Annotated in this window: 20 protein-coding genes; 5 read left to right on the top strand and 15 right to left on the bottom strand. The window is 63.3% G+C overall.

All coding sequences use genetic code 11. The features are described 5' to 3' along the window. Positions 1-115 precede the first annotated feature (115 nt). Both J6497_RS15105 and J6497_RS15100 read left to right on the top strand, forming a co-directional pair. Positions 116-565 (top strand): (2Fe-2S)-binding protein, encoded by a 450-nt coding sequence (locus tag J6497_RS15105; RefSeq protein WP_225705058.1) that lies wholly within the window; start codon positions 116-118, stop codon positions 563-565. A 9-nt stretch (positions 566-574) separates the two neighbouring features. Beyond that, on the top strand, positions 575-2752 hold the full coding sequence (locus tag J6497_RS15100; RefSeq protein ID WP_225705057.1) for a xanthine dehydrogenase family protein molybdopterin-binding subunit: 2178 nt from the start codon (positions 575-577) through the stop codon (positions 2750-2752). A gap of 1011 nt (positions 2753-3763) precedes the next feature. On the opposite strand, the gene J6497_RS15095 is transcribed toward J6497_RS15100, so the two are convergent. From J6497_RS15095 to J6497_RS15060, 8 genes are all read right to left on the bottom strand, one after another. Continuing rightward, positions 3764-3955, bottom strand: coding sequence for a hypothetical protein (locus tag J6497_RS15095; protein ID WP_225705056.1), 192 nt, complete (start codon positions 3953-3955; stop codon positions 3764-3766). A gap of 6 nt (positions 3956-3961) precedes the next feature. Continuing rightward, positions 3962-7111: an efflux RND transporter permease subunit gene (locus J6497_RS15090; RefSeq protein WP_225705055.1), complete on the bottom strand. Its 3150-nt coding sequence runs from the start codon at positions 7109-7111 to the stop codon at positions 3962-3964. After that, a complete protein-coding gene (locus tag J6497_RS15085) occupies positions 7108-8340 on the bottom strand; it encodes an efflux RND transporter periplasmic adaptor subunit (RefSeq protein ID WP_225705054.1) in 1233 nt (410 codons plus the stop codon). The genes J6497_RS15090 and J6497_RS15085 overlap by 4 nt, the downstream gene beginning before the upstream one ends. 292 nt (positions 8341-8632) lie before the next feature. Next, a complete protein-coding gene (locus tag J6497_RS15080) occupies positions 8633-9385 on the bottom strand; it encodes a FadR/GntR family transcriptional regulator (protein ID WP_225705053.1) in 753 nt (250 codons plus the stop codon). Positions 9386-9390: 5 nt separating this feature from the next. Then, on the bottom strand, positions 9391-11058 hold the full coding sequence (locus J6497_RS15075) for an acetate--CoA ligase (RefSeq protein ID WP_225705052.1): 1668 nt from the start codon (positions 11056-11058) through the stop codon (positions 9391-9393). Positions 11059-11122: 64 nt separating this feature from the next. Beyond that, on the bottom strand, positions 11123-12316 hold the full coding sequence (locus J6497_RS15070) for an acyl-CoA dehydrogenase family protein (protein WP_225705051.1): 1194 nt from the start codon (positions 12314-12316) through the stop codon (positions 11123-11125). 2 nt (positions 12317-12318) lie between these two features. Next, positions 12319-13407, bottom strand: coding sequence for a phosphotransferase family protein (locus J6497_RS15065; RefSeq protein WP_225705050.1), 1089 nt, complete (start codon positions 13405-13407; stop codon positions 12319-12321). A 267-nt stretch (positions 13408-13674) separates the two neighbouring features. After that, positions 13675-15006, bottom strand: a complete 1332-nt coding sequence (locus J6497_RS15060; RefSeq protein ID WP_225705049.1) for a nucleotide disphospho-sugar-binding domain-containing protein — start codon at positions 15004-15006, stop codon at positions 13675-13677. Positions 15007-15294: 288 nt separating this feature from the next. Between J6497_RS15060 and J6497_RS15055 the strand changes: the two genes are divergently transcribed. Beyond that, the gene (locus J6497_RS15055) at positions 15295-16515 is read left to right on the top strand and encodes a multidrug effflux MFS transporter (RefSeq protein ID WP_225705048.1); all 1221 of its coding nucleotides are present in this window, start codon (positions 15295-15297) and stop codon (positions 16513-16515) included. A gap of 88 nt (positions 16516-16603) precedes the next feature. On the opposite strand, the gene J6497_RS15050 is transcribed toward J6497_RS15055, so the two are convergent. Together J6497_RS15050 and J6497_RS15045 are read right to left on the bottom strand one after the other, a co-directional pair. Next, positions 16604-17719: a branched-chain amino acid ABC transporter substrate-binding protein gene (locus tag J6497_RS15050; RefSeq protein WP_225705047.1), complete on the bottom strand. Its 1116-nt coding sequence runs from the start codon at positions 17717-17719 to the stop codon at positions 16604-16606. Positions 17720-17769: 50 nt separating this feature from the next. Next, positions 17770-18006, bottom strand: a complete 237-nt coding sequence (locus J6497_RS15045; RefSeq protein ID WP_225705046.1) for a hypothetical protein — start codon at positions 18004-18006, stop codon at positions 17770-17772. On the opposite strand from J6497_RS15045, the gene J6497_RS15040 reads away from it, so the two are divergent. Both J6497_RS15040 and J6497_RS15035 read left to right on the top strand, forming a co-directional pair. Next, positions 17996-18238, top strand: a complete 243-nt coding sequence (locus J6497_RS15040; protein ID WP_225705045.1) for a DUF1127 domain-containing protein — start codon at positions 17996-17998, stop codon at positions 18236-18238. The two genes, J6497_RS15045 and J6497_RS15040, sit on opposite strands and share 11 nt — an antisense overlap. Before the next feature lie 338 nt (positions 18239-18576). After that, positions 18577-19686 carry a GGDEF domain-containing protein gene (locus J6497_RS15035; RefSeq protein WP_225705044.1) on the top strand — a complete coding sequence of 370 codons (1110 nt, stop codon included), beginning with the start codon at positions 18577-18579 and terminating at the stop codon, positions 19684-19686. 86 nt (positions 19687-19772) lie between these two features. On the opposite strand, the gene J6497_RS15030 is transcribed toward J6497_RS15035, so the two are convergent. From J6497_RS15030 to J6497_RS15010, 5 genes are all read right to left on the bottom strand, one after another. After that, positions 19773-20549 (bottom strand): MetQ/NlpA family ABC transporter substrate-binding protein, encoded by a 777-nt coding sequence (locus J6497_RS15030; protein WP_225705043.1) that lies wholly within the window; start codon positions 20547-20549, stop codon positions 19773-19775. A 73-nt stretch (positions 20550-20622) separates the two neighbouring features. Further along, positions 20623-21288: a methionine ABC transporter permease gene (locus J6497_RS15025; protein ID WP_225705042.1), complete on the bottom strand. Its 666-nt coding sequence runs from the start codon at positions 21286-21288 to the stop codon at positions 20623-20625. Continuing rightward, positions 21278-22399: a methionine ABC transporter ATP-binding protein gene (locus J6497_RS15020; protein WP_225705041.1), complete on the bottom strand. Its 1122-nt coding sequence runs from the start codon at positions 22397-22399 to the stop codon at positions 21278-21280. Before J6497_RS15020 ends, J6497_RS15025 begins: the two co-directional genes overlap by 11 nt. Continuing rightward, the gene (locus tag J6497_RS15015) at positions 22396-22779 is read right to left on the bottom strand and encodes a hypothetical protein (protein WP_225705040.1); all 384 of its coding nucleotides are present in this window, start codon (positions 22777-22779) and stop codon (positions 22396-22398) included. Before J6497_RS15015 ends, J6497_RS15020 begins: the two co-directional genes overlap by 4 nt. Before the next feature lie 81 nt (positions 22780-22860). Then, a complete protein-coding gene (locus J6497_RS15010; protein ID WP_225705039.1) occupies positions 22861-23550 on the bottom strand; it encodes a DUF2848 domain-containing protein in 690 nt (229 codons plus the stop codon). Positions 23551-23569 lie beyond the last annotated feature (19 nt).

Raw genomic sequence — 23569 nt, 5'->3', positions numbered from 1 at the left:
TCGGGTTTGTTCCTGCCTCACCGGGTACGCATTTTCTTGATTTGAACCGTTCTAGCGGCCGGGTCACACTCGCAGCGAGGTCCAGTTGGTGGAACTGGATCAAAAGGGGACTGCGATGGCTAACCTCACAATCAACGGCAAGAAAATCCAGGTCGATGTCGAGCCGGATACGCCGCTGCTCTGGGCGATTCGCGAAAACATTGGACTGACCGGCACCAAATATGGCTGCGGCATCGCGCAATGCGGCGCCTGCACCGTTCATGTCGACGGCGTGGCGATGCGCTCCTGCGGCGTGCTCGTCAGCGAAGCCGATGGCAAGGAGATCACGACCATCGAGGGCCTTGCCGCGGGTGGCAAGCTGCACAAGGTGCAGCAGGCCTGGATCGAGCACGATGTGCCGCAATGCGGTTATTGCCAGACCGGCATGATCATGGCGGTGGCGGCGCTCCTGAAAGACAATCCGAAGCCGACCGACGAGGACATCGACGGGGCCATCACCAATATCTGCCGCTGCGGCACCTTCGCGCAGGCGCGCGAAGCCATCCACGCTGCCGCGAACGCGTGAGGTGCCGTCATGAATCAGCACGTCATGCTCAATCGCCGCGCGTTCGTGATTGGCACCGCCGCGGCGGGCGCCGGCCTTGCACTCGGCTTCAATCTTCCGTTTGGCGGGGCGGTGGCGCGCGCCGCCGATGGTTCGCCTGAAGTCAACGCCTGGGTGGTAATCCGCCCGGACGATACGGTGGTGATCCGTATCGCGCGTTCGGAGATGGGCCAGGGCTCGCTCACCGGGCTCGCGCAGCTCGTCGCCGAAGAGCTCGAATGCGACTGGTCGAAGGTCACGACCGAATACCCCACACCGGGCCAGAGCGCCGCGCGCGGCCGGCCGTGGGGCGATTTCTCGACCGGCGGCAGCCGCGGTATCCGCGGCTCGCAAGACTATGTCCGCAAGGGTGGCGCCACCGCGCGGCTGATGCTGATCCAGGCCGCCGCGAACGAGTGGAAGGTGCCGGCTTCCGAATGCTCGGCCGCAAGCAGCGTCATCACCCATCTGCCGACAGGCCGGACCACCACTTACGGCAAGGTGGCGGAAGCTGCGGCAAAGCTCAGCCCGCCGACCGACGTGAAGCTGAAGGCTTCCAAGGACTGGAAGATCGCTGGCAAAAGCCTGAAGCGTCTCGACACCGCCGACAAGACCACCGGCGCGATGATGTACGGCATCGACTTCAAATTGCCAGGCATGCTGAACGCCGCGATCAAGGATTGCCCAGTGTTCGGCGGCAAGCTGAAGAGCTTTGACGAGGCCAAGATCGCCAGCATGAAAGGCGTCAAGAAGGTGGTGCGCGTCGGCGACAGCGCGGTTGCCGTTGTCGCCGACACCTGGTGGCACGCCAAGACCGCGCTCGATGCGCTGCCGGTCGAGTGGGACGAAGGCCCGAACGCAAAGACCTCGAGCGAGACGATCAGCAAATGGCTGGCCGAAGGACTCGAGCCGTCGCAGGCAGCGTTCGTCGGCAACCAGAACGGCAATGCGATGGCGGAGATCGCGCGTGCCGCAAAGGTGGTCGAGGCGGTCTACAACTATCCCTACCAGAACCAGGCCACGATGGAGCCGATGAACGCGACCGCGCTCCATACCGGCGACAAACTCGACGTCTGGTGCGGCACGCAGAACGGCGAGGCTGCCTTCGCCACAGCCGTGCAGGCCTCCGGCCTTCCACCTGACAAATGCGACGTGCACAAGCTGCTCCTCGGCGGCGGCTTCGGCCGGCGCGGCCAGAGCGACTATGTGCGGCAGGCAGTCTTGATCGCCAAGGAGATGCAGGGCACGCCGATCAAGCTGCTGTGGTCGCGCGAAGAGGACATGCAGCACGGCTTCTATCACCCGGTCACCCAGTGCCGGATGGTCGGCGCCTTCGATGCCGACAACAACCTGACCGCTCTGCGCATGCGGATCTCCGGCCAGTCGATCCTGGCACGGCTGCGGCCCGAGGCGATGATCAACGGCATGGACCCCGCGACCTTCCAGGGGCTCGCGCCGAGCGGAGAAGCGGCGATCGGCTATTCGATCCCGAACCTTTTGATCGAACATTCGATGCGCAATCCGCATGTGCCGCCGGGCTTCTGGCGCGGCGTCAACATCAACCCCAACACGATCTATCTCGAGAGCTTCATGGACGAACTCGCGCATGCGGTCGGCCAGGATCCGCTCGCGTTCCGCCGCAAGCTGATGGCCGGCCATCCGAAGCACTTCGCGGTGCTGAACGCGGTCGCCGAACGGATCGGCTGGGACAAGCCGGCGCCGCAGGGCGTCTACCGTGGGCTTGCGCAGGTGATGGGCTATGGAAGCTACGTCGCCGGGGCCGCCGAGATCTCGGTGACCGACGGCAGCAAGATCAAGGTGCATCGCATCGTCGCCGCCACCGATCCCGGCCATGTCGTCAATCCGGCGCAGGTGGAACGGCAGGTCGCGGGCTCCTTCGTCTATGGCCTCTCCGCCCTGTTCTATGGCGGCTGCACCGTGAAGGACGGCCGCATCGAGCAGACCAACTTCGACACCTACAACTCGATGCGCATCAGCGAGATGCCGAAGGTGGAGACGGTCCTGATGCCGAGCGGCGGCTTCTGGGGCGGCGTCGGCGAGCCGACCATCGGTGTCGCCGCGCCCGCGGTGTTGAACGCCTACTTCGCGGCGACGGGAAAACGTATCCGCTCGGTGCCGCTGCGGCAGCAGAACATCAGCTTCGCGTGAGCGTGCTGCTGTCGTCCCGGCGAACGCCGGTACCCATACCCCCAGCGTCCGTTGTGGCGCGTGCAAGTGGTTGCGGCGGAGCACATCACGAAATCCTGTGGCTGTGGGTCCCGGGTCCCGACTACGCCAAGGGGCTTCGCCGCGGCGCGCAAGCCCGGGACGACGCGGGGTTGGTTCTGATTCAAATTTCAAAAGCTCTCCACTGTCATCGTCCGGCTTGACCGGACGATGCAGACTGTAGGGTGGGCAAAGCGAAGCGTGCCCACCACCACGAGCACGATGCTTGACGGTGGGCACGTTTCGCTTTGCCCACCCTACGGCGTCGCCGCGAGTCATGATTCAATTTTCAAACAGTGGAGGGGATGTGAGTCCGCATTCTCGCGACGTGATACGCCCGAGCTTTGCGTCTCGTTTCGCCCTCTTCGATATCAGAGGGCGCAGGGAAAGCCGGGTGCCGGTTGCACCCGTGGGCCCCGTGCAACAAAAAGCACGGGGGGTAGGACCACAGGTCAACCGGAGCAACACCGGCTTTCCCTGCGCAGTGGTTTACGGCTTACTTCGTGCTCTTCCCGGTGACCGGGCTTTCTTGCCACCGTCATCCGCGGCAGCTCTTGCTGCTCGCGCACTTAGCGCCAGCGTCGGGGCGCCAGAACCACACGACTTCGCCGTCCGCGAGTGCCGCGCTCGTCAGTCGCAACACCCGCGTCCACCGCATCTCACCGCAACGTTCGTGACGATCGCGAGCCGCCCCTCATTTGGATGAGACGCGCGGAGTTAAATCACTGATTTGCCCGACGACGGAAGCGGAATGTTTTTCGCGCGAGGACTGGACGGGGCAAATCAGTATGAAATCGCTAGCGAATTTTTCTCCTCCGTCATTCCGGGGCGATGCGAAGCATCGAGCCCGGAATCCATTTCGCCGCTTGCGCGAGTGGACGAATGGATTCCGGGCTCGCGCTCCGCGCGCCCTGGAATGACGTTAGTGGGTGTGGCGGACGGGAAGCTAACGCCCTACGAATTTGCAGGAGGCTTTTTGCAGGCGAAGAACGCGGTGACAGCAAGCGGGACCGTTAGCGCGATCCATGAGGTCGTGTCCCAGACGCCGTCGCCGAGTAGCGCGGACACCAGGCCGAAAGCGACGATGACCGCGATGATCGCCGGAAACAGAAAGATCTGCGTGAGCGAGCGTCGGGCATTTATCATCAGATACTACTCCGCCGGCGGCGCATGCGGTGTTTCGGCCGGCTTGCCGAAACGGCGTTTCACGCCTTCGCGCCAGCGTTGGAAGACGACGTAGAGCATCGGCACCAGGAAGATGCCGATCGAGCTTGCGGCGAGCATGCCGCCGAATACCGCAGTACCGACAGCCCTGCGGCTGATCTCAGCGGCACCGGTCGCAACCACCAGCGGCACCAGGCCGAGGATGAAGGCGATCGAGGTCATCATCACGGCGCGGAAGCGCATCTGCGCGCCGAGCTCCGCGGCTTGCCCGATCGGCAATCCGCCCTCGCGCTGCTCCTTGGCAAACTCGACGATCAGGATGCCGTTCTTGGCGGCGAGCGCGATCAGCACCACAAGGCCGATCTGGCCGTAGAGATCGAGGTTCAATCCCGCGACCTTGATCGCGATGTACGAGCCAAGCACGCCGACCGTGACCGACAGCAGGACCGGGATCGGAATGGTCCAGCTCTCGTAGAGCGCAACCAGGAAAAGATAGGCGAACAGCACCGCGAGCCCGAGGATGATGCCGGTCTGGCCGGAGGCCGCCTGCTCCTGATAGGCGGTACCGGTCCATTCGAAGGAATAGCCGGCCGGCAGCGTCGCCCGCGAGAGGTCCGCCATCGCGGCAATCGCCGTTCCCGACGACACGCCCGGTGCCGGGCTGCCGTTGATGGTGACCGAACGGTAGTTGTTGTAGCGGGTGATGACCTGCGGTCCGGTGACGATCCTCAAGCTCGCGATCGAGCGCATCGGCACCATCTCGCCGCCGCTGTTGCGGACATAGATCTGCCAGATGTCGGGAATATCGCCGCGGTTGGCAGCCTCACCCTCCACATTGACCTGCCACGTGCGCCCGAACAGGTTGAAGTTGTTCACGTAGATTCCGCCCAGCGTCGCCTGCAGCGCGGCGAACACGTCGGCCATGTTCAGCCCGAGCGCCTGCGCCTTGGCGCGGTCGATGTCGAGATAGATCGACGGATTGGTCGCGGTGAAGGTCGAGAACACACGCGTCAGCCGTGGGTCCTGATTGGCGGCGTTGATAAGGCCGCTCATCACACTGCCGAGCGCAGCCGGATCCTGCCCTTCCAGCCCCTCGAGCAGATATTCGAAGCCGCCGGAGGTCGAAAGTCCGATGATCGGCGGCAGGTTGAACGGCAGGACATTGGCTTGCCGGATCTGCGCGCCCTCACCAAACATTCGCCGGATCGTGGCCTGCACCGAATCCGCAGCCGCCTGTCGATCCGCGAACGGCTTCATGCGCGCCACTATGAAGGCGGAATTCGGCTGGTTGCCACCGTCGAGCAGCGAGAAACCGATGATCGAGAGCACATGCTCGACTTGCGGCATCTTCTGCAGAAGCGCCTCGACCTGCTTGGTCACGTTGCTGGTGCGCGCCACCGAGGCGCCGTCGGGCAATTGCACCGCGATGAAGAAGGCGCCCTGGTCCTCCTCGGGCAGGAAGCCGGTCGGCGTTATTCGCGACACGCCGAAGACGCCGCCGGCAAACACCAGCACCGCGACCAGCGCCAATATCGCCACCCGCAGCAGCCGGCGCACCATGCCGGCATAGCGGTCGCGGACCCAGTCGATGCCGCCGAGCACGCGCCCCATGATGCCGTGGCGGGGCCCGGTATGCCGCAGGAACACGGCGCAGAGCGCCGGCGACAGCGTCAGCGCATTCAGCGCCGAGATCACCATCGCCGCGCTGATCGTCACCGCGAACTGGCGGAACAGGGTTCCGGAGATTCCGGGGATAAACGCGATTGGCACGAACACCGACAGCAGCACCAGCGAGATGGCGATGATCGGCGCGGTGATCTGCGCCATCGCCTTCTTGGTGGCCTCCACCGGCGACAGCTCGGGCTCGCTCTCCATCACGCGTTCGACGTTCTCGACCACGACGATGGCGTCGTCCACCACAATGCCGATGGCAAGCACCATCGCGAGCAGCGACACGGTGTTGGCGGAATAGCCGAGCATCAAGAGAACCGCGAAGGTGCCGATCAGGCTGACCGGCACCGCGACCGCCGGGATCACCGTGGCGCGCAGGTTGCCGAGGAACAGGAACACGACGATCACGACCAGCACGAAAGCTTCGGCCAGCGTCTTCAGCACTTCCTTGATGGTGTCAGAGACGAAGGTCGTGGAGTCGTATTGCACCAGATAGGTCAGGCCCGCGGGAAATCGTTCCGACAATCTGGTGAGAGTGGCCTGCACCGCACTTGCGGTGGTCACCGCATTGGCGCCGGGCGCAAGATAGATGCCGATCGGCACGCCGGGCTGCCCGTCGATCCGGGACTCGCTGTCCATGTTCTGGGCGCCGATCTCGACCCGGGCGACGTCCTTGACTCGGAGCACCGAGCCGTCCGGATTGGCGCGCAGCACGATATCGCCGAACTGGGTCGACGTGGTGAGCCGCCCTTGCGTCTGCACGTTGAACTGGAACTGCTGTTCGTCGGAGATCGGACGGGCGCCGATGCGGCCGACGGGCGCCTGCACGCTCTGCGCCCGGATCGCCGCGATCACATCCGACGGCGCCAGATTGAGGCTGGTCAGCCGTTGCGTATCGAACCAGATCCGCATCGAGTAGTTCAGCTTCGCGAACAGCGTCGCCTGGCCGACGCCTGGCGTGCGCGAGATCGCGTCGAGCACGTTGATGATGGCGTAGTTGGTGATGAAAAGCGGGTCTTGCTGGCCGCTCTTGCTGTACAGCACGATGAACTGCAGCACTGCCGAGGATCGCTTCTGCACCGTCAGGCCTTGTGCCTGCACCTCGGTCGGTAGTTGCGCGAGCGCGCTCTGGACACGGTTGTTGACATTGACGGTGTTGATATCAGGATTGGTGCCGAGCGCGAACGAGACGGTCAGCGTGTAGCTGCCGTCATTGCCGCTGGTCGACTTCATGTAGAGCATCTTGTCGACGCCGACGACCTGGGCCTCGAGCGGCTGCGCGACGCTCGATTCCACCACCTCGGCGGAGGCGCCCGGGAAGTTCGCGGTGACGGTGACCTGCGGCGGCACGATGTCCGGGAATTGCGCCACCGGGATTTGCAGCAGCGCAAGCGCGCCCGCGATGGTGATGACCAGCGCGATGACGATGGCAAGCCGCGGACGATCGACGAAGACGGCGGAAATCATGGGCTGGTGCCCGCAGGCTTCGGACCGATCGCGCCGCTGCTCTGGGCCGAGCCGGTGTTTTCAGCGGTTTCCTTCAGGCTCGACTGGATCAGAGCGCTCGCCGGTCCCGGCGCCACGGGCTGGCCAGGTCGCACGCGCTGCATGCCTTCAGCGATCACCTTCTCTCCGACTGAAAGCCCACTTGTCACCGCCGCGATGGTCGCGGTCGATTGCCCGAGGACGATCCGCCGCTGCTCCGCCTTGTTGTCGGGCCCCAGCACGAAGACATAGTCGCCCTGCTGGTCCGACAGCACGGCCGAGCGCGGGATCGCCACCACCTCGACCGGCTGCGCGCCCTCGAGCAGGACGGTGACGAACTCGTTGTCGGTGAGCTGGCGGACGGTGACGTTGTCTGCTGCCGACAGATGAGGCACCACAGGATTGGGGATAACGCCGCGCAGCGTGATCGTGTCGGTGTTCTGCGCGATCGTGTTATTGACGAAGTTGAGCTCACCAGTCTGGTCATAGATCTTGCCGTCGGGCAGCCGGATCCTGATCACCACCGCCTTGAACCCGCCCTTAACCGCGTAGCGGTCGCGCAACGTGAGAGCTTCGCGCACCGAGACCGGAAAGGTGACGTACATCGGGTCCTGGCTCACGATCGTCGTGAGCACCCCCGAGCTCGGGCTAACGACGTTACCCTCGGTTACCGCCGTGCGGCCGATCTTGCCGTCGATCGGCGAGCGGATTTGGGTGTAGTCCAGGTTGATCTTCGATAGGTCAACTTGCGCCTGCGCAGCCTGCACCTGCGCTTCCAGGCTCTGCTGGTTCGCAAGCGCAGCATCATAGGTGGACTGCTGGCCGGCCGGGCCGCCGAGCAAGGCCTTGGCGCGGGCGGTCGTCAGCTTGGCGTTGACGAGGGTGGCCTGCAATTGCGCGACCTGCGCCTTCTTGGATTCAAGGTCGGCCTCGAACGGGCCGCGCTCGAGCTCGTAGAGCATGTCGCCGGTCTTGACCTCAGCACCGTCGACGAAGTTCCGCTTCTCCAGGAAGGCAGTGACGCGGGCGACCACATTGACGCGGTTAGTGGCCTCGATCCGTCCCAGGAACTCGTTGGACTGGGTGACGGGCCGCTTGACCGCCTCGATGATACCAACGGCCGGAGGTCCTGCAGCCTGCTGCGCCTCGGCGGCGGCCAGTACGCTGAACATGGCGGCCCCCAACGCGACGGCCCCGGCGAGCCGGGCCATTGTTATCCCTGCAAGATTCACTTTTCGCGCCTTTGTCCCGTTTGATCCGGATCAATAGCATCCGCACCGCGAAAGCCAACGGTATGAACGTATGGCGGCGGTAGATCGATGCTGTCTCGATAGCCGGATGACCGCATCGCACCGAAATGTGATGGCGGAGGAACGGATCCGGCCAGTACCTAGTAGTCTGGCCCAGCCGCTACGGAACAAATTTTCGGCGCCGGACGCTGCACAAGCCGTGCAATACTGCTTGCAGCGCGCGGCCGGGTTGCGCTTCCGCTTTTGAAATCAGTTACATAGGCCGCTGCGACCAGGCTACCGGTGCGTCGATATCGAAATTGGCAAGCTCATAGCCGCGCCGGAAATCGACGATGTGTTTGTCCATCCAGGACCGCGCCTGGGCGGCATTGCGGTCGGTGAGCGCCTGCAGGATCTTCTCATGGGCGAACACCAGGCGTTCGCCGGCGTTCAGGCGGGAAAACACTCGCAAGAAAGCCGGATAGAACAGCTGGCTCATCGGCTCGCGACTGAGCTGCAGGGCGCGGTTGCGCGAGGCACGCGCGATGGTCTGGTGAAACTCGATGTCGAGCGCAACGAGACTCTGCTTGTCCTCCAGCGCCGCCTTGGTGTTCTCGACATTGGCCCGCAGCGCAGCCAGCATGTCGTCGTCGATCCGCATCGCGGCGCATTCGGCCAGCACCGGCTCGAAACATCGCATGCTCTCCCAGAGTTCGAAGAAGCTGATCTCCTGCAGCACGATCGCCGCTGTCACCTTCTTCGAAATGTCGGCTTCGCGCGGCGCGGTGACATAGAGCAATTTGCCGCCGTCGTGACGGCGGACGAGGCCGCTCTGCTCCAGCACTCGGATCGCTTCTCGGACCGTCGAGCGGTGGACACCAAAGCTGGCGGCCAGCGCGGTCTCCGCCGGCACCCGGTCGCCGACGGCCCACTCACCCGACATGATCTTGACTTCGATGCTGCGCACCACCAGCCGGTAGACGGGCTCGTTTCGCTCCTGCGCGTTGCTGGAGTCCGCTAAAGACATTTTGGTCAGACGGCCCTTTGCTTTGTGGCTGATGGCGGTGCAGCGCGCGCGAACTCGCGGTCACGCAGTTCGCGGCGGCGGATCTTGCCGGTGATCGTCATCGGAAGCTCGGCGATGTACTCGATCGCGCGCGGATATTTGTAAGGCGCGGTGACCGACTTGACGTGGTCCTGCAATTCGCGCGTCAGCTCAGGTGATGGCGCATGGCCTTGCCGCAGCACGACGAATGCCTTCACGATCTCGCCGCGCTCGGCATCGGGGCTGCCGACCACCGCGCACATCTGCACCGCCGGATGCTCGGCGAGCGCGTTCTCGACCTCGATCGGCCCGATGCGATATCCGGCCGAATTGATGACATCGTCGGAACGTCCGCGATACCAGAGATAGCCGTCGGCATCCTTCTCCGCGCGATCGCTGGTCAGAAACCAGCGCCCGTCGGCGCCATCGACAAAGCAGGCCGCGGTGCGCTCCGCATCCTTCCAGTAGCCGAGCATCAATTGCGGGCTGGGCATCTTCAACGCGAGATCGCCTTCCTGACCCGGCGGCAAGCGGTTGCCGCTCGCGTCGATCACATCAAGATCGGAGCCCGGCGACGGACGTCCCATCGAACCGTAACGGACCCGCTCGCCCGGGTAGTTCAGCGCAACCATCAGGGCTTCGGTCTGCCCGTAGGCTTCATCGATGCGGATGCCGGTCGCCGCTTCCCAGCGCTCGGCGACGACGGGGTTCATGGCCTCGCCCGCGGTGACGACGCGGCGCAGCCGGCCGAGATCGCTGCGTGCGCGGACTTCGCCAACGACGCGCGATAGCTCCGTGCCGGGCGCGCAGTAGACGGTGACCTGATGCTTGCGCACGAGTTCGAGCCGATCCTTCGGCACGAACGGACCGTCGAAGAAGAACGCGCAGGCGCCGCAGCTCAAGGGACCGAAGATGATGCTCGTGCCCGCCTTGCTCCAGCCGGTGTCTGCCGTGCACCAGATCACCTCGCCGGGACGCAGATCGAGCCAGTAGATCGCCGAGACCCGCCACGCATAGATCGCGCGCGCCGCATGGACGACGGCCTTCGGATGGCCGGTCGAACCTGACGTATAGTACATGATCGCAGGATCTTCGGCCCGGACGATCGCCGGCTCGATCGTCTCGGAGGCGCGCGCCAGTTCGCTATTCCAATCGAGCCAGCCCGCCGCCTCGCCGAGCGCGATCTTCACAGCAATCAGCTTCTCCACGGAGGCGAACTTGCCGATCTGCTCGGGACGGCAGATCGCCGCCTTGGCCTCGGCATTGGCGACGCGATACTCGATGTCGCGCGCCGTCAGCATCTCGATGCACGGGATCGGCACCGCGCCGATCTTCATCGCCGCAATCAGCGCGATGAACCATTCCGCCAGCCGCGGCAACATGATGATGACACGGTCGCCCTTCTCCACGCCGTTCGCCCGCAGCACATTGGCGAGCCGGTTCGCTAGCAGCGACAGATCGGAATAGCTGTAGCGTCGCGTCTCGCCCGCGGCGTTCTCCCAGATCAGCGCCGCGCCATCCTGCTCGCGCGCGCGGCGGTCGATGATGTCGGTGCCGAAATTGAAGGTCTCTGGCACCTGCCAGCGGAAATCGGCGCACAGGCTTTCATAGCCTTCAACCGCAGGCTTGTTGGGCGGTGTCCAGATATCGCGCATCATTTCCTCCCTGTTCGCGCGTTTTGCGCTTGTTGTTCTGTCCTTCGGCGGCCCTTACTGCCCCCTATCTTCCGCCATGGGTCACGATCCGCCGTCCGATCGCCCAGCGGTGCACTTCCGATGGGCCGTCATAGATGCGGAAGGCGCGGATGTCGCGGTAGAACCGCTCGACCACCGTGTCGCGCGTGGTGCCGAGTCCGCCGAGGATCTGCAGCGAGCGGTCGGCGACGCGCGCGATCGCTTCCGAGCAGATCACCTTCGCCATCGAGCTCTCGGTCGACGCACGCTCGCCTTTGTCGAGCAGCCACGCTGTGTGCCAGATCGTCAGTTGCGCTTGGTGGATATCCATCGCGTTGTCGGCCAGCATGAAGGAGACGCCCTCGTGCTCGCCGAGCGGCTTGCCAAACGCGGTGCGACGGCGCGCGAACTCGGTTGCGATCTCCTGGGCCCGGATCGCCGCGCCGAGCCAGCGCATGCAATGCGTGAGCCGCGCCGGCGCGAGGCGAACCTGGGCGTGCCGAAATCCCTGTCCGATCTCGCCGAGCACGGCGTCGGCGGGCACGCGAAGTCCATTGAAGCGGACCACCGCGTGCCCACCGACAAAGGAGGAATCGATGGTGTCGAGCGTGCGTTCGATCCTAATGGCGGGATCAGACATATCAGCGAGGAACATGGTGGCTGCCCCCTCCATTCCTGCACCGCTCGTCTTGGCCATGATGATCGCAAACGCCGCACCCTCTGCGCCCGTGATCAGCCATTTCTCGCCGTCGATCACCCAGTCATTGCCGTCGCGCCGCGCCGTGGTCTGCAACTGGCCGGGATCGGAGCCAGCGCCGGGGGCAGGCTCCGTCATGCAGAAGCAGGAGCGGACTTCGCCGGTCGCGAGCGGCTTGAGGTAGCGCCCACGTTGATCGGGCCGGGCGACGACATCAAGCAGATGGATGTTGCCCTCATCAGGCGCGGCGCAATGCAGCGCCACGGGACCCAGCATGGAATAGCCAGCGGCGGTGAACACAGCGGCGCGACCGATATGCGACAGGTGCTGGCCACCATATTCCGTCGGCGCGTGCGGCGCGAATACACCGGCCTGGCGCGCCAGCGCATTAAGCTCGCGCCGCAGATCATCCGTTGGCCCATGGGAGGTCCAGCGCTTGTCCTTCTCGAACGGAACGACGGTGTCCTTGACGAACGCTTTCACGCGATCGGCCAGTTCGGACACGCGTGGCGGCAGCGAAAAGTTCATGTCGAGTTGGTGCATCATCAGATTCCTTGTTCAGCTCCGGTCGTAGCGTCGCGCGCCACCAGAAGAATGTCTTCGCCAAGGCGGGCGAACTCGGCATAGCGATGGTCCTTCACCGCGCCATTGACCCATTGCCGGTGCAGTTGCAGGAACACGATGCCGAGCTTGAACAGCGCAAGCACGCGCATTGCCGGCAGGTCGTCGATGTCAAGTCCGGTGAGGTCGGCATAGCGCCGGGCGACGTCGGCACGTCGCCAGAATCCGGTATGAGTCGTCGGCATCTGCTGCAGGCGCTGCAGCGCCGGCGAATCGTCTGGCTGCGCCCAGTAGCTCAAGAGCGTCGCCAGGTCGAACAGCGGATCGCCCCGCGTGCCCATGTCCCAGTCGACCAGCGCGACCGGCGAGAGCGTCTCGGGATTCAGGATCAGATTGTCGAGCTTGAAATCACAGTGCAGAAGCGTCGGCGTCCGCTCGCGGAATGTCTGCCGGAACAGCCACTTTGAGATGTCCTGCAGCAGACCTTGCAACGCGCCGTCCTCGGCAACCAGCGCCCCGCGTTTCGACCAGCCGGCAATCGCGCGGGCGATGAATCCCTCGGGGCGGCCAAGGTCCTCAAGACCGATGGCGCGCGCGTCGACCCCGTGCAGCGCGGCCAGCGTCGCAACCATCATCTCCGAGAGAATCTCGGGCGCATCATCGCGTCGTTGCAGCGGCGAGAGATCGGCGCCGCGGATCACGAGCCCCGCGCGGTACTCGATCAGTTGAAAGGGAACGCCGATGATGCTGCGGTCGCCGCAGTAGTGCAGGCCTCTTGCGATGAACGGGAGCGCATCCGCAAGCCGCGACAGGATGCGATGCTCGCGTGCCATGTCATGGGCGCCCGGCGGCAGATCGCCATCGGGCGGACGACGCAGCACCGCCGGAGCACCGTTGACGATCAGGAGATAGTTGCGATTGGCGAGGCCGCCGGCGAACTGCCGGATCGGCTGCGTCAGATCGAGGCGCATACCGTGCGCTTCCAGATAGCGCGCAAGGCGATCCCAGTCGGACGGCGCGGTGTCCGCGGCCGACAATAGTCCCGCATGTCCAGGCGGCGGATCAGCAATCACGCGGCCTCGGCCTCCCCATCCAATACAAGTTCAAGCCTTCGCCTACCGCCCGTCCCCGACGGAGCGAGAGCCATTATTGTCGGACCAAAACTAGCGCCAATGCTGCCAGGCGTGCAACCGGTCCCAGAGAATTCAATGTTCCGAGGACCTTTGATCTTCCGGTAAACTGCTGTAACTTATCGACTTTTTAAGAAATCGCCTGAAAACATTGCGCACCTCTCTCTGTCGGACAATAACACCGTCGACTATGTGATGGCAGATGAGGCCTTATCGCTGCGCGGCCTTGCTGGCGCGCAGGTCATATTGAGAGGCGACCGAGATCTGTTGCCGAAGAATCCAACGAACCTCTGATGTGGTATCGATCTCGCGAATGTCCTCCGCCAGCGACGCTGCGCGTTCGCGATACTTCGGATCATCCAGCACCGAGCGCACGGCGAGGCGCAATTGCTCTGCTGTAGGCGCGTTGGTTGCCAGATTGACCCCCACCCCCGACCAGGCGACGCGGACGCTGACATCGCCTCGATCGCCTGTCGTTCCCGCGACGACGATGGGGACACCGTAACTCAAGGCTTGATTGACGCTGCCGTAGCCGCCATTCGTCACGAATGCATCGGCTTTCGACAACGCCCACTCAAACGGGAGATACTGGGCAACGCGCACATTTTGAGGCAGCGGGCCACCGAGCACATCGATCGGACGTCCGCCGGTCGTGACGATGACGAGAACATCCGGCTCGTTCGCCAGCGCCTCCAGCGTCGGCAGGATCAGCTCGCTGAAGTCGTTGTTGGTCAAGGTGCCCTGAGTGACAAGGACGACTTTGCGTGAGCCATCCAGTTCGTAGGCCCACCAGGGTACTGGGGCCCGGTTCGGCATGATCGGCAGCGGGCCGACGAAGTGTACCGAACGCGGTAGTTCGCGGCGCGGCAGCTCGAACCGCGGCACCGTCAGCTGCAGATAGATATCGGGCAGTTCCACCATCGCTTCATAAAGATTCATTCGCAACGGGCTCACTCCGATCTGGACCAGATACTCGTTTACGCATCGTCCTACCGGACCAAACACCGCCTGTTCGTACGCTTGAAAGAGCGCGGCATACTGCCTTTGTTGCTGGTCGTTGCGCGCGGGCGGAACGCCTGCATCGTTCGGAGCGCCGTCGTCCCGACGTGACAGGAGATATGTAGTTCCAAGCAAGGCTATGGACGGCCGCTCCGCGCGGGGACCGAGCAGCATCGGCAACACACCCAGCATGAGATGATCGCCGATGATGATGTCGGGAGCAAACTCCCGCACAACGATTTTGATGCTCTCATATTGAGCCAGCATGAAATCGGCGACCCCACGCTCCAGGATCAGCCGTAGCTGCTGTGCGCCGGGTGCCGCCGCCACGATTTCTGGAAATGAATCGGCGAGATTTCGCGTATCGATGTCGGCCGCCGGCACGAAACTGCGGAATTTGGCGCCGATCTCTTCGACGCGGTTTCGCAGATAGCTCGATGTCAGGCCCATGACCTCCCAGCCGTCGGCGATCAGTATCCGCCCTACTCCCACTACTGGATGGAGATGCCCCGTCATCGGGGACGAGACGAGAAGCGCCTTCATGCATGATCTCCGTTGAGCTGAACGGTTGAGCCGAGGTCACTGGGCTCGTCGACTGCGACGGGCCGAGCACGCCGCGCATTATTGTTCGGCCGCTGTTACGGTTAGGTCACCGAAGCGGACGAACGCGCTACAGCCGCAACAATTCTTGTCGAAGCAGCTTGGCGTTACCGACGTAACGGAGTGCGTGCGGACTGAAATCAGTGCGCAATAATCCGCTGACAGTGTTGGGCGAGATGCCTCGAGCGGCCGCTCGGCGGACGACATAAAACTTCGACAAGCTCAATCCAAATGACGGCGCCTCCAGGCAAAACGGACTCGCTCGCGTTCACCTGTCTGCTCGGTTTGATGGCCACGCTGCCGGGCTTCGGCACCGACATGGCACTGCCGGCCCTCGCAGACACGGCCACGTCTCTCGCGGTTCCGGTACATAGCGCCGGCCTGACGATCAGCAGTTACATGATCAGCTTCGGCCTTGCTCCGCTGGCGTTCGGGCCACTGTCGGATCGCTACGGCCGCAAACCGGTGGTCACGCTCGGTACCATCATCTTCATCATTGCCTCGGTCGGATGCGCGCTGGCACCGTCACTGCCGGCGCTGATTGCGTGCCGCATCATCCAGGGCATCGGCGCGGCAGCCATGACGCTTGCCATCGCGATCGCCCGCGACACGTTCGACGATACCGTCGTCCGCCAAAAGCTGTCGAGCATCGTCATGGCGATCTACGTCTCGCCGATCGCCGCGCCGATGGCCGGAGCGGCCTTGCTCGAGCTCGCGGGCTGGCGCGCGATCTATGCAAGCCTTGCGGCGCTCGGGATTCTCCTGCTGACAGGCCTGCGCTTTGGCCCCGACAATGGCCTCAAGCCGCGGTCGGCGACCCGCTTGAGCTTGCGGACACTTGTCGGAGATTATCGCTGCGTCCTGTCGCATCCGACCTGTCGTGCATACCTCCTTGCCGCCGCGGCGTCCTTCGGAGTCGTCGCCGCCTATGCGACAGGATCCGCCCTCTTCCTGGTCCAGGTCGCCGGGTTGAGCTCAACTCGATACGGCATCATCTTCGGCCTGACGGCACTGGCCGGGATGGCCGGAGCGTTCCTCGACGGCCGGCTCAACGCGTGGGGCGTTCCATCGCATTACTCGTTGTCGATCGGATTCACCATTCAGGCGCTTGCATCAACCGTCCTGCTGGCCATGACGTTCTTAAACTGGACGCCGACCACCGTCGTCGTTCTGCTCTTCGTCGCCATCACATTCAGCGGAGGGATCGGCGCGCCGGGCCTCATGCAGGGCGCTCTGCAACAGCTGCCGAAAATGGCGGGCACCGTCAGCGCCGCAGTCAACTGTCTTATAATGGTATCCGGCTCATTGAGCAGCGCGCTCACGGCCGTTCTCTTCGACGGGCGGACGTCGCTATCGATGGCCGGCGTGATGGAATTCTGCTCGCTTCTTGCACTGCTATTCTTCGGGATGGCAATGGGGCGAGCCAGGCAACAGGCCGTGATGCCGTCTTGAGACGGCGCCCACATAGACCAACGGGCGGAACCCACCCGTTGGTCTTGGACATCAGGCGCGGCGCGAAGGCGGCGGCAGTTGCGCTACTTCACAGCCCCTTGTCGACCTGTGCGTAGCCGCCTTTGCCGTCCCACTTATAGACGACATAGTCGATGGCCTTGATGTCACCCTTTGCATCGAATGCCATCTTGCCGAGCACCGTGTCCCATTCACCGGCTTTGATCGTATCGATCACCTTCTTCGGGTCGGTCGTACCGGCCTTCGCCACCGCCTGCGACCAGACCTGGAACGCTGCGTAGGTGTAGAGCGTGTAACCCTCGGGGTCGATGTTCTTGGCCTTGAACTTCTCGACGATCGCCTTTGCGGTCGGCTTCTCGCGTGGATCGGGACCGAAGGTGAACAATGTGCCTTCCGCAATAGGACCGGTGATCGAGGCGAACTCCTTGTCGTTGATCGCATCGCCCGCCATCAGCACCGTCTTCAGCCCCTGATCGCGCATCTGACGCAGGATCAGGCCTGCTTCCTGATGATAGCCGCCGACAAAGACGAGATCGATGTTGTCGCGCTTCAACCGCGACACGATGGAGTTGAAATCCTTGTCCCCCTTGTTGAAGGACTCGAACATCTTCTCGGTGACGCCGGCCTTGTTGAGCGCCTTCTTGGTCTCGTCAGCAAGTCCCTTGCCATAGGTGGTCTTGTCGTTGAGGATCGCGATGTTCTTGCCGGCGAAATTCTTCGCGATATAGCCGGCGGCAACCAGGCCCTGCTGGTCGTCCCGGCCGCACACCCTCAGCACGTTCCACAGCTTGCGCTCCGTGAGCAGCGGATTGGTCGAGCCCGGCGAAATCTGCAGCACGTTGCCGTCCGCATAGGCTTCCGACGCCGGGATTGACGATGAAGAACAATAGTGGCCGGCGACGAACGGAATTCTCGCGCTGGCGATCTTCTCGGCCACCGAGCGCGCCTGCTTGGGATCGCAGGCATCGTCGTTGACATCAAGTACCAGCTTCCTGTTGAGGAGGCCGCCGGCGGCATTGATATCGGCCACCGCCTGCTCGGCGCCATTCTGGAACTGGCGGCCGAACGCGGCTTCGCCGCCGGTCATCGATGAGGCAACCGCCACCCTGATGTCTTGGGCCAGCGCTGCAGAAGACAGCACGAGTGACATACTTACTGTTAGACCGAAGAGCTTGACCACTTTCATACGAAAGTCCTTGGGGTTGTTTTGGAGAGACGGCAACTGCGCCGAACTCTTCATAGCATGGTCGGCTGAGATCGGTGCGATGTCATCGTATTTTTTTGCCAACGCACGCATTGCGGCGTGCAGGCGTCGATTGGCGCAAAAATCGCCCACTCCATCGAGAGCGGGGTGGCGCAACCTCTCGCGTTACGGCTGTAGCCATATTTTCCTGCGCCGGAATGTTCCGGAAACATGACCGCGTCAGAGTCTCCCTGACTGATATTTTGCCCGGAGATATCGATGTCGTACACCGATCAGCTGTTCTACACCCGCCCATACCCGAAACGGACGCAACGGGCGCCGAACGCTCCGCGATGGTACGTCTCGATCAGCGCGATGGTGATGTTCCTGCTCTCGAAGGTGCGTGACGAACTGGCGATACGCCGTGCCATGGCAGAGCTCCGGGAGCTCGACGACCGAATGCTGCGCGACATCGGACTGTCCCGCTGCGATATCGCGTCCGTCCGCAGGCGCGAAACCTAGCGGGTTACGCAGCCCGCAACGGCCGTGATCGGTGATGATCGGCGGCGAGCATCGTGTCCGTCGAACGTATGTGCCGACGCGGTTTGCATTTCCATAGGACAGCATCATGACGCATGAAAGTGTGCGTGCATGGCGCGCCATAGCCCACATCATTGGTCACAACCGATTCAGTCGATCGAATTGTAGTGAATTTGCTCCCGGTCCATTAAGGTCGGCTCGATAGCTCATCGTGCCGGGGAAAGGTCCGGAGTTTGTGGTCCTTGTTCGATATGTTCACCGTCGGGCTGTTGGCCGAGGCCGCATGCGCGATCGGTTGCTTGATCATTTTGATCACGTGGATGCGGGATCGGTCCACTAGATCATATTCCTGGTGGATCCTCGGGTTTCTGCTGTCCGGGCTTGGCGTCATTCTTGCGGCCCAGCGCCAGGCGCTGCCCCAGCTCTCGGCCTTGGGCGTTCCCGGATTTTTCGCTCTGTTTGGCGCGGGCGCGCTCTGGTGTGGCTTGCGCGTCTTCGACCAACGACCGCTGCCGAAATTGGCGTTGCTGCCGCCGTTGATCTGGGCAGTGGGACTGCCGTTCGCGTACCCGAGCTATGCGCTTCGCCAGATCGACTACAATCTCGCGATCGGGACGATGACGCTCTTGATAGGGCTGGATCTCTCGCGCACATCCTCCCGGGAACTTTCGCCGCGGCTTTGCATCGCGCTGATCTGCCTGTTTGAAACGGTGGTCAGTTACAGCCAGGCCATCGCCATCTTTGCGATGCGCGACGAGATCGGCCAGGGCCCGCTCCGGGGATGGTTGACGTTTGCGCCCTTCCAATCCGCCGTCGCGATGGTCGCGATCGTCGTTCTCGGCATACTGATGATCGGCGAGCGCTCCGAGCGTCGGCTCCGCGAGCTCGCGATGAACGATCAGCTAAGCGGCGTCCTCAATCGACGCGGCTTCTTTGAGGCCAGCGCAGCCCGCCTCGCCGAACTATCCGGAACGTCGTGCGAGATCGCGATTGCCCTCTTTGACATCGATTACTTCAAAGCCATTAACGACAAATATGGCCATCCGGCCGGAGACAAGGTGATCGCCGAATTCGCGAAACGCGCCGCACACGCGATCCGACAGGGCGATATCCTTGGCAGGATCGGCGGAGAAGAATTCGCGCTGCTGCTGCCAAATACCACGCTCAACGATGCAAGGCTCGTCGTCGATCGCATCCGAGCCGCCTTCGGCGATGCGCCGATCCTTCATGACAAGATCGAAATTGCGGCCACCGCAAGCGCAGGCCTATCAATCGATCGCGCGCACGGGATCGTCCTTGACCGGCTCATCTCGGCAGCCGATTCTGCCCTGTACGCGGCGAAGAAGGCGGGACGCAGTCGGACCAGCATCCTGCACGCTGTGACGCCAGCCGATCGCGACGCAGCGCCGATCGTGCGCAGCTCGCCCTGACTGTTGAGCCCGGCCGAGATGAAGGCCCTAGGCCGCCGAATAGTGCGATTGACTGTTCGGCGGCGCGGATCGGACAAATCGGTTCGTTACCAGGTGGCGATGTAGGTGCCCTTGAACCGCTTCTCGATGAACGCCCTTGCGGGATCCGAGTGATAGGCGTCGACCAGCTGCTTGACCCAAGGCTTGTCCTTGTCTTCCTCGCGCACCGCGATGATGTTGACCCACGGGCCGTCTTTCGTCTCATGCGCGATCGCGTCGGTCGCGGGATTGAGGCCGGCCTGCACCGCATAGTTGTTGTTGATCGAGACGAGGTCGACATCCTGCAGCGAGCGTGGGAGCTGTGCCGCATCGAGCTCGACGAATCGCAGCTTCTTCGGATTGTCGGTAATGTCGGCAATCGTCGAGGCGACGTTATTCTGGTCCTTCAGCTTGATGACGCCATGAAGGGCGAGGATCATCAGTCCGCGTGCGCCGTTCGACGGATCGTTGGCGATCGCCACCCGCGCGCCCTCCGGCAAATCCGACAACTTCTTGTATTTCAGCGAGTAGACGCCTTGCGGCGAAGCGATGGTATTGGCGACCTTCACGATCTTCCAGCCGGTCTTGGAGATCTGGTTCTTCAGATAAGGCTTGTGCTGAAATGAATTCGCTTCCAGATCCTTCAGTGCCAGCGCCTGATTGGGAATGACGTAATCGGTGAATTCCACGACCTTGATGTCGAGGCCGCGCTCGGCAGCCACTTTCTTCACCACCTCTAGGATCTCGGCGTGCGGCCCGGCGGTGACGCCGACGCGGATGGTTTCAGCCTTTGCGGCGCCGGCAAACAATGCCGCTGCCGCGACGATCGCGGTAAGGATTCTCATAAATCTCTCCAAAGATACGACAAAGGTCGGCACCACCGAGGTGCCGAAGGGTTCGTAGCCAAAGCCAGCGGCTTCAACGATGGCGCAGCCGGCGGTTGACCCGGCGCGCCAGATAGTCGCCGGCGGTCTGCACCGTCTGCACCAGCGCGATCAGGGCCACCACGACGGCCAGCATCATCTCCGGCATGAAGCGCTGATAGCCGTAGCGGATGCCGAGATCGCCCAGTCCGCCGCCGCCGACCGCGCCGACCATCGCCGAATAGCCGAGCAGGCTGACCACCGCGAGCGTGAGCGACAGCACGAGTCCCGGCAGCGCCTCGGGAATCAGGACCTTGAGCACGACCTGCAGCGGAGTGGCGCCAAACGATGACGCGGTTTCGATCAAGCCGGCATCGACCTCGCGGATCGCGCCCTCGACGAGGCGCGCGATGAAAGGCGTCGCGGCGATGGTGAGCGGAACGATCGCCGCTCCCGATCCGATCGAGGTACCCGCGACCAGGCGCGTGAACGGGATGATCGCAACCACAAGGATGATGAAGGGCGTGGAGCGCGTCGCATTGACGATCACGCCAAGGATTGCGTTCGCCGCCGGCGCGGCAAACAGCTCGCCCTTGCGGCTGGTAGCGAGGAAGACGCCGATCGGCAGGCCGAACAACGTGCCAAGCGAGGCTGACACTGCGACCATGAACAGGCTTTCGCCGGTCGCCTGGATGATGAGATTAATGAGTTCAGGCGACATAGCCAAGACGCTCCGCGGAAAACCGATGTTGGACGAGGAAGGACAGCACGCGCGCAACCACAGCTTCCTCGCCGGGCACGCCAAGCGTCAGTGACCCGACCTGCTGGCCGCCGATCTCGTCGATCCGGGCCGACAATAGCGCGGCGTCGATCGCGAGCTCGCGCGACAGGCGCGCCAGCAGCCGGTCGCCGCCATCACCGCGGACGACCACACGGATCACAGCCTGGCTGCCTGCCGTTGGCTGGTGCTGCAATCGGCTCGACAAGGAGACCGGAACGGCATCGCCGAGGATCTCGGAGAGGAAGCTCTGGGTAATCGCATGTTGCGGATGGGTGAAGATATCGGCCACATGACCGCGCTCGACGATGTGCCCGGCATCGAGCACGATCACCTCCTTGGCGAGCTGTCGTACGACCGACATCTCGTGGGTGATCAGGATGATGGTCACGCCAAGTTCGCGGTTGATATTGGCGAGCAGGTCGAGGATCGAACGCGTCGTCTGCGGATCGAGGGCCGAGGTCGCCTCGTCCGACAACAGCACGCTCGGCCGTGTCGCCAGCGCACGCGCAATTCCAATGCGCTGCTTCTGGCCGCCGGAGAGTTCGGACGGATAGCGGTTGCGTTTGTCGGCGATGTCGACAAGGTCAAGCAGCTCCGAGACGCGCGCGGCGATTTCAGCTTTCGGCCAGCCGGCAATCTCGAGCGGCAAGGCGATATTGTCCGCCGCCGTCCGCGACGACAGCTGGTTGAAGTGCTGGAAGATCATACCGATCGAGCGTTGCGCCAGCCGCAATTCGCGACCGGAAAGCGCCGAGATGTCGCTGACATCGACGATCACACGGCCAGTCGTTGGTTTCTCCAGCCCGTTGATCAGCCGAACCAGGCTTGATTTGCCTGCGCCGGAGCGACCGATCACGCCGGTGATCGCACCGCGGGGAATAGCGAAATCGATATCCTCGAGCGCCTTGACGCTCGGCTTGCCGCGATAGGCAGGATAGGCCTTCGAGACGGCCTCGAACCGCACCATCGCGTCCTCGGCGATGACATCGGGGGCGATGGGCGGAAATGGCTCCGGCGGTCGTGAGGCCGCGAGAGATTGATGCACATTCATTGCTGAATTCCGGTCTTTCGGCTGCGCGCTGCACTGCAAAATTGCGCAAGCGCATGCCGCTGGCAATTCCAGATATTGCCGGAGATGTGGGCCAGGCTTTCCCTGTCGGCGTCAGCGAGAGAAAATTCATGCAAGCCGAACGAACGCGCGGGCTTTTTGGCTTCGACTTTCGACCAAGAGGTGTGATCTCGATCACAACGAGATCGGGCCAGCCGCGCTAAGGTCTCCCGCGCTTGCTGAATGTCTGCGGGGACAAATCGATGGACGACGAGTTTTGCAGAGAAAGAGCGCGCGCGGTTCGGGCTATTGCGGAGCAAGCAGACCCCTTCATCAAGCGGCGCCTGCTGCAGTTGGCTCACCACTATGAGCGGCGCATCCACCTGTCCGAAGGCACCAAGGATGATGGAGACCCGGATCGGAAGCCGCCGACCGGATCCCGCATGAACTCCGGGCGCGAGGACCTAGCCTAGTACCGGCAGAGTGATGATCTCGTATCCGTGGCTGATGCTGCGCTTCAGGACGGGATCTTCGATCACGTAGTCGAAGCGGCTGGCGGGGCGGATGCCGCCCTTGGCGGCGAAGGTGCCGCAGAACATGGCGCAACCATCGGGCAGTCGGGCGCGGCCAAATCCGCGCTCGATCAGATCGGACACCGGCAGCATTCCACTCAGCGCGCCTTCCTGATAAAGCACGCGTTCGCCGCCGATCGTCGCCCAGGATCGCAGTATGATCTGGTCCCAGTGGCCCTCAACTTCAGCGCGATCCCACAGCATCGGCGCCACCGGCTTGTCGCACATCTGTTTGGACACCGTGATGTTGTACGTTTCGACCTTGCGGTCGGTATGATCAGAGCCGACGCCGACAAGCGTGCGCCCTTCGAAGCCAAACAGCACGAACTCGACCTCCCCGCTCGACTCGGTCCCGGTGCATTCGATGCTGCCGGCGGTCGTCAGCCTGCGCGCGGCACATCGATAATAGATCGGCGTCGAGGCCGGCGGCGCTATGCCGAGCGCCGCAAGCTCGGCGATGTGCTTGTCGCGCGCGACCGGATCGCGCCCGGTCCAGCCGGCGATCACCGCCTGCGTGATCGACAGTTTGAGTGGCGTCGTGCCGTTCTTGGCAACCAAAGTGAATTCGATATCGTTCTTCATGTCCGTTCCATGTGGGCAC

The organism is Bradyrhizobium cenepequi, assembly GCF_020329485.1.
GTDB lineage: Bacteria > Pseudomonadota > Alphaproteobacteria > Rhizobiales > Xanthobacteraceae > Bradyrhizobium > Bradyrhizobium cenepequi.
This window is presented reverse-complemented; position numbering and strand designations above follow the sequence as displayed.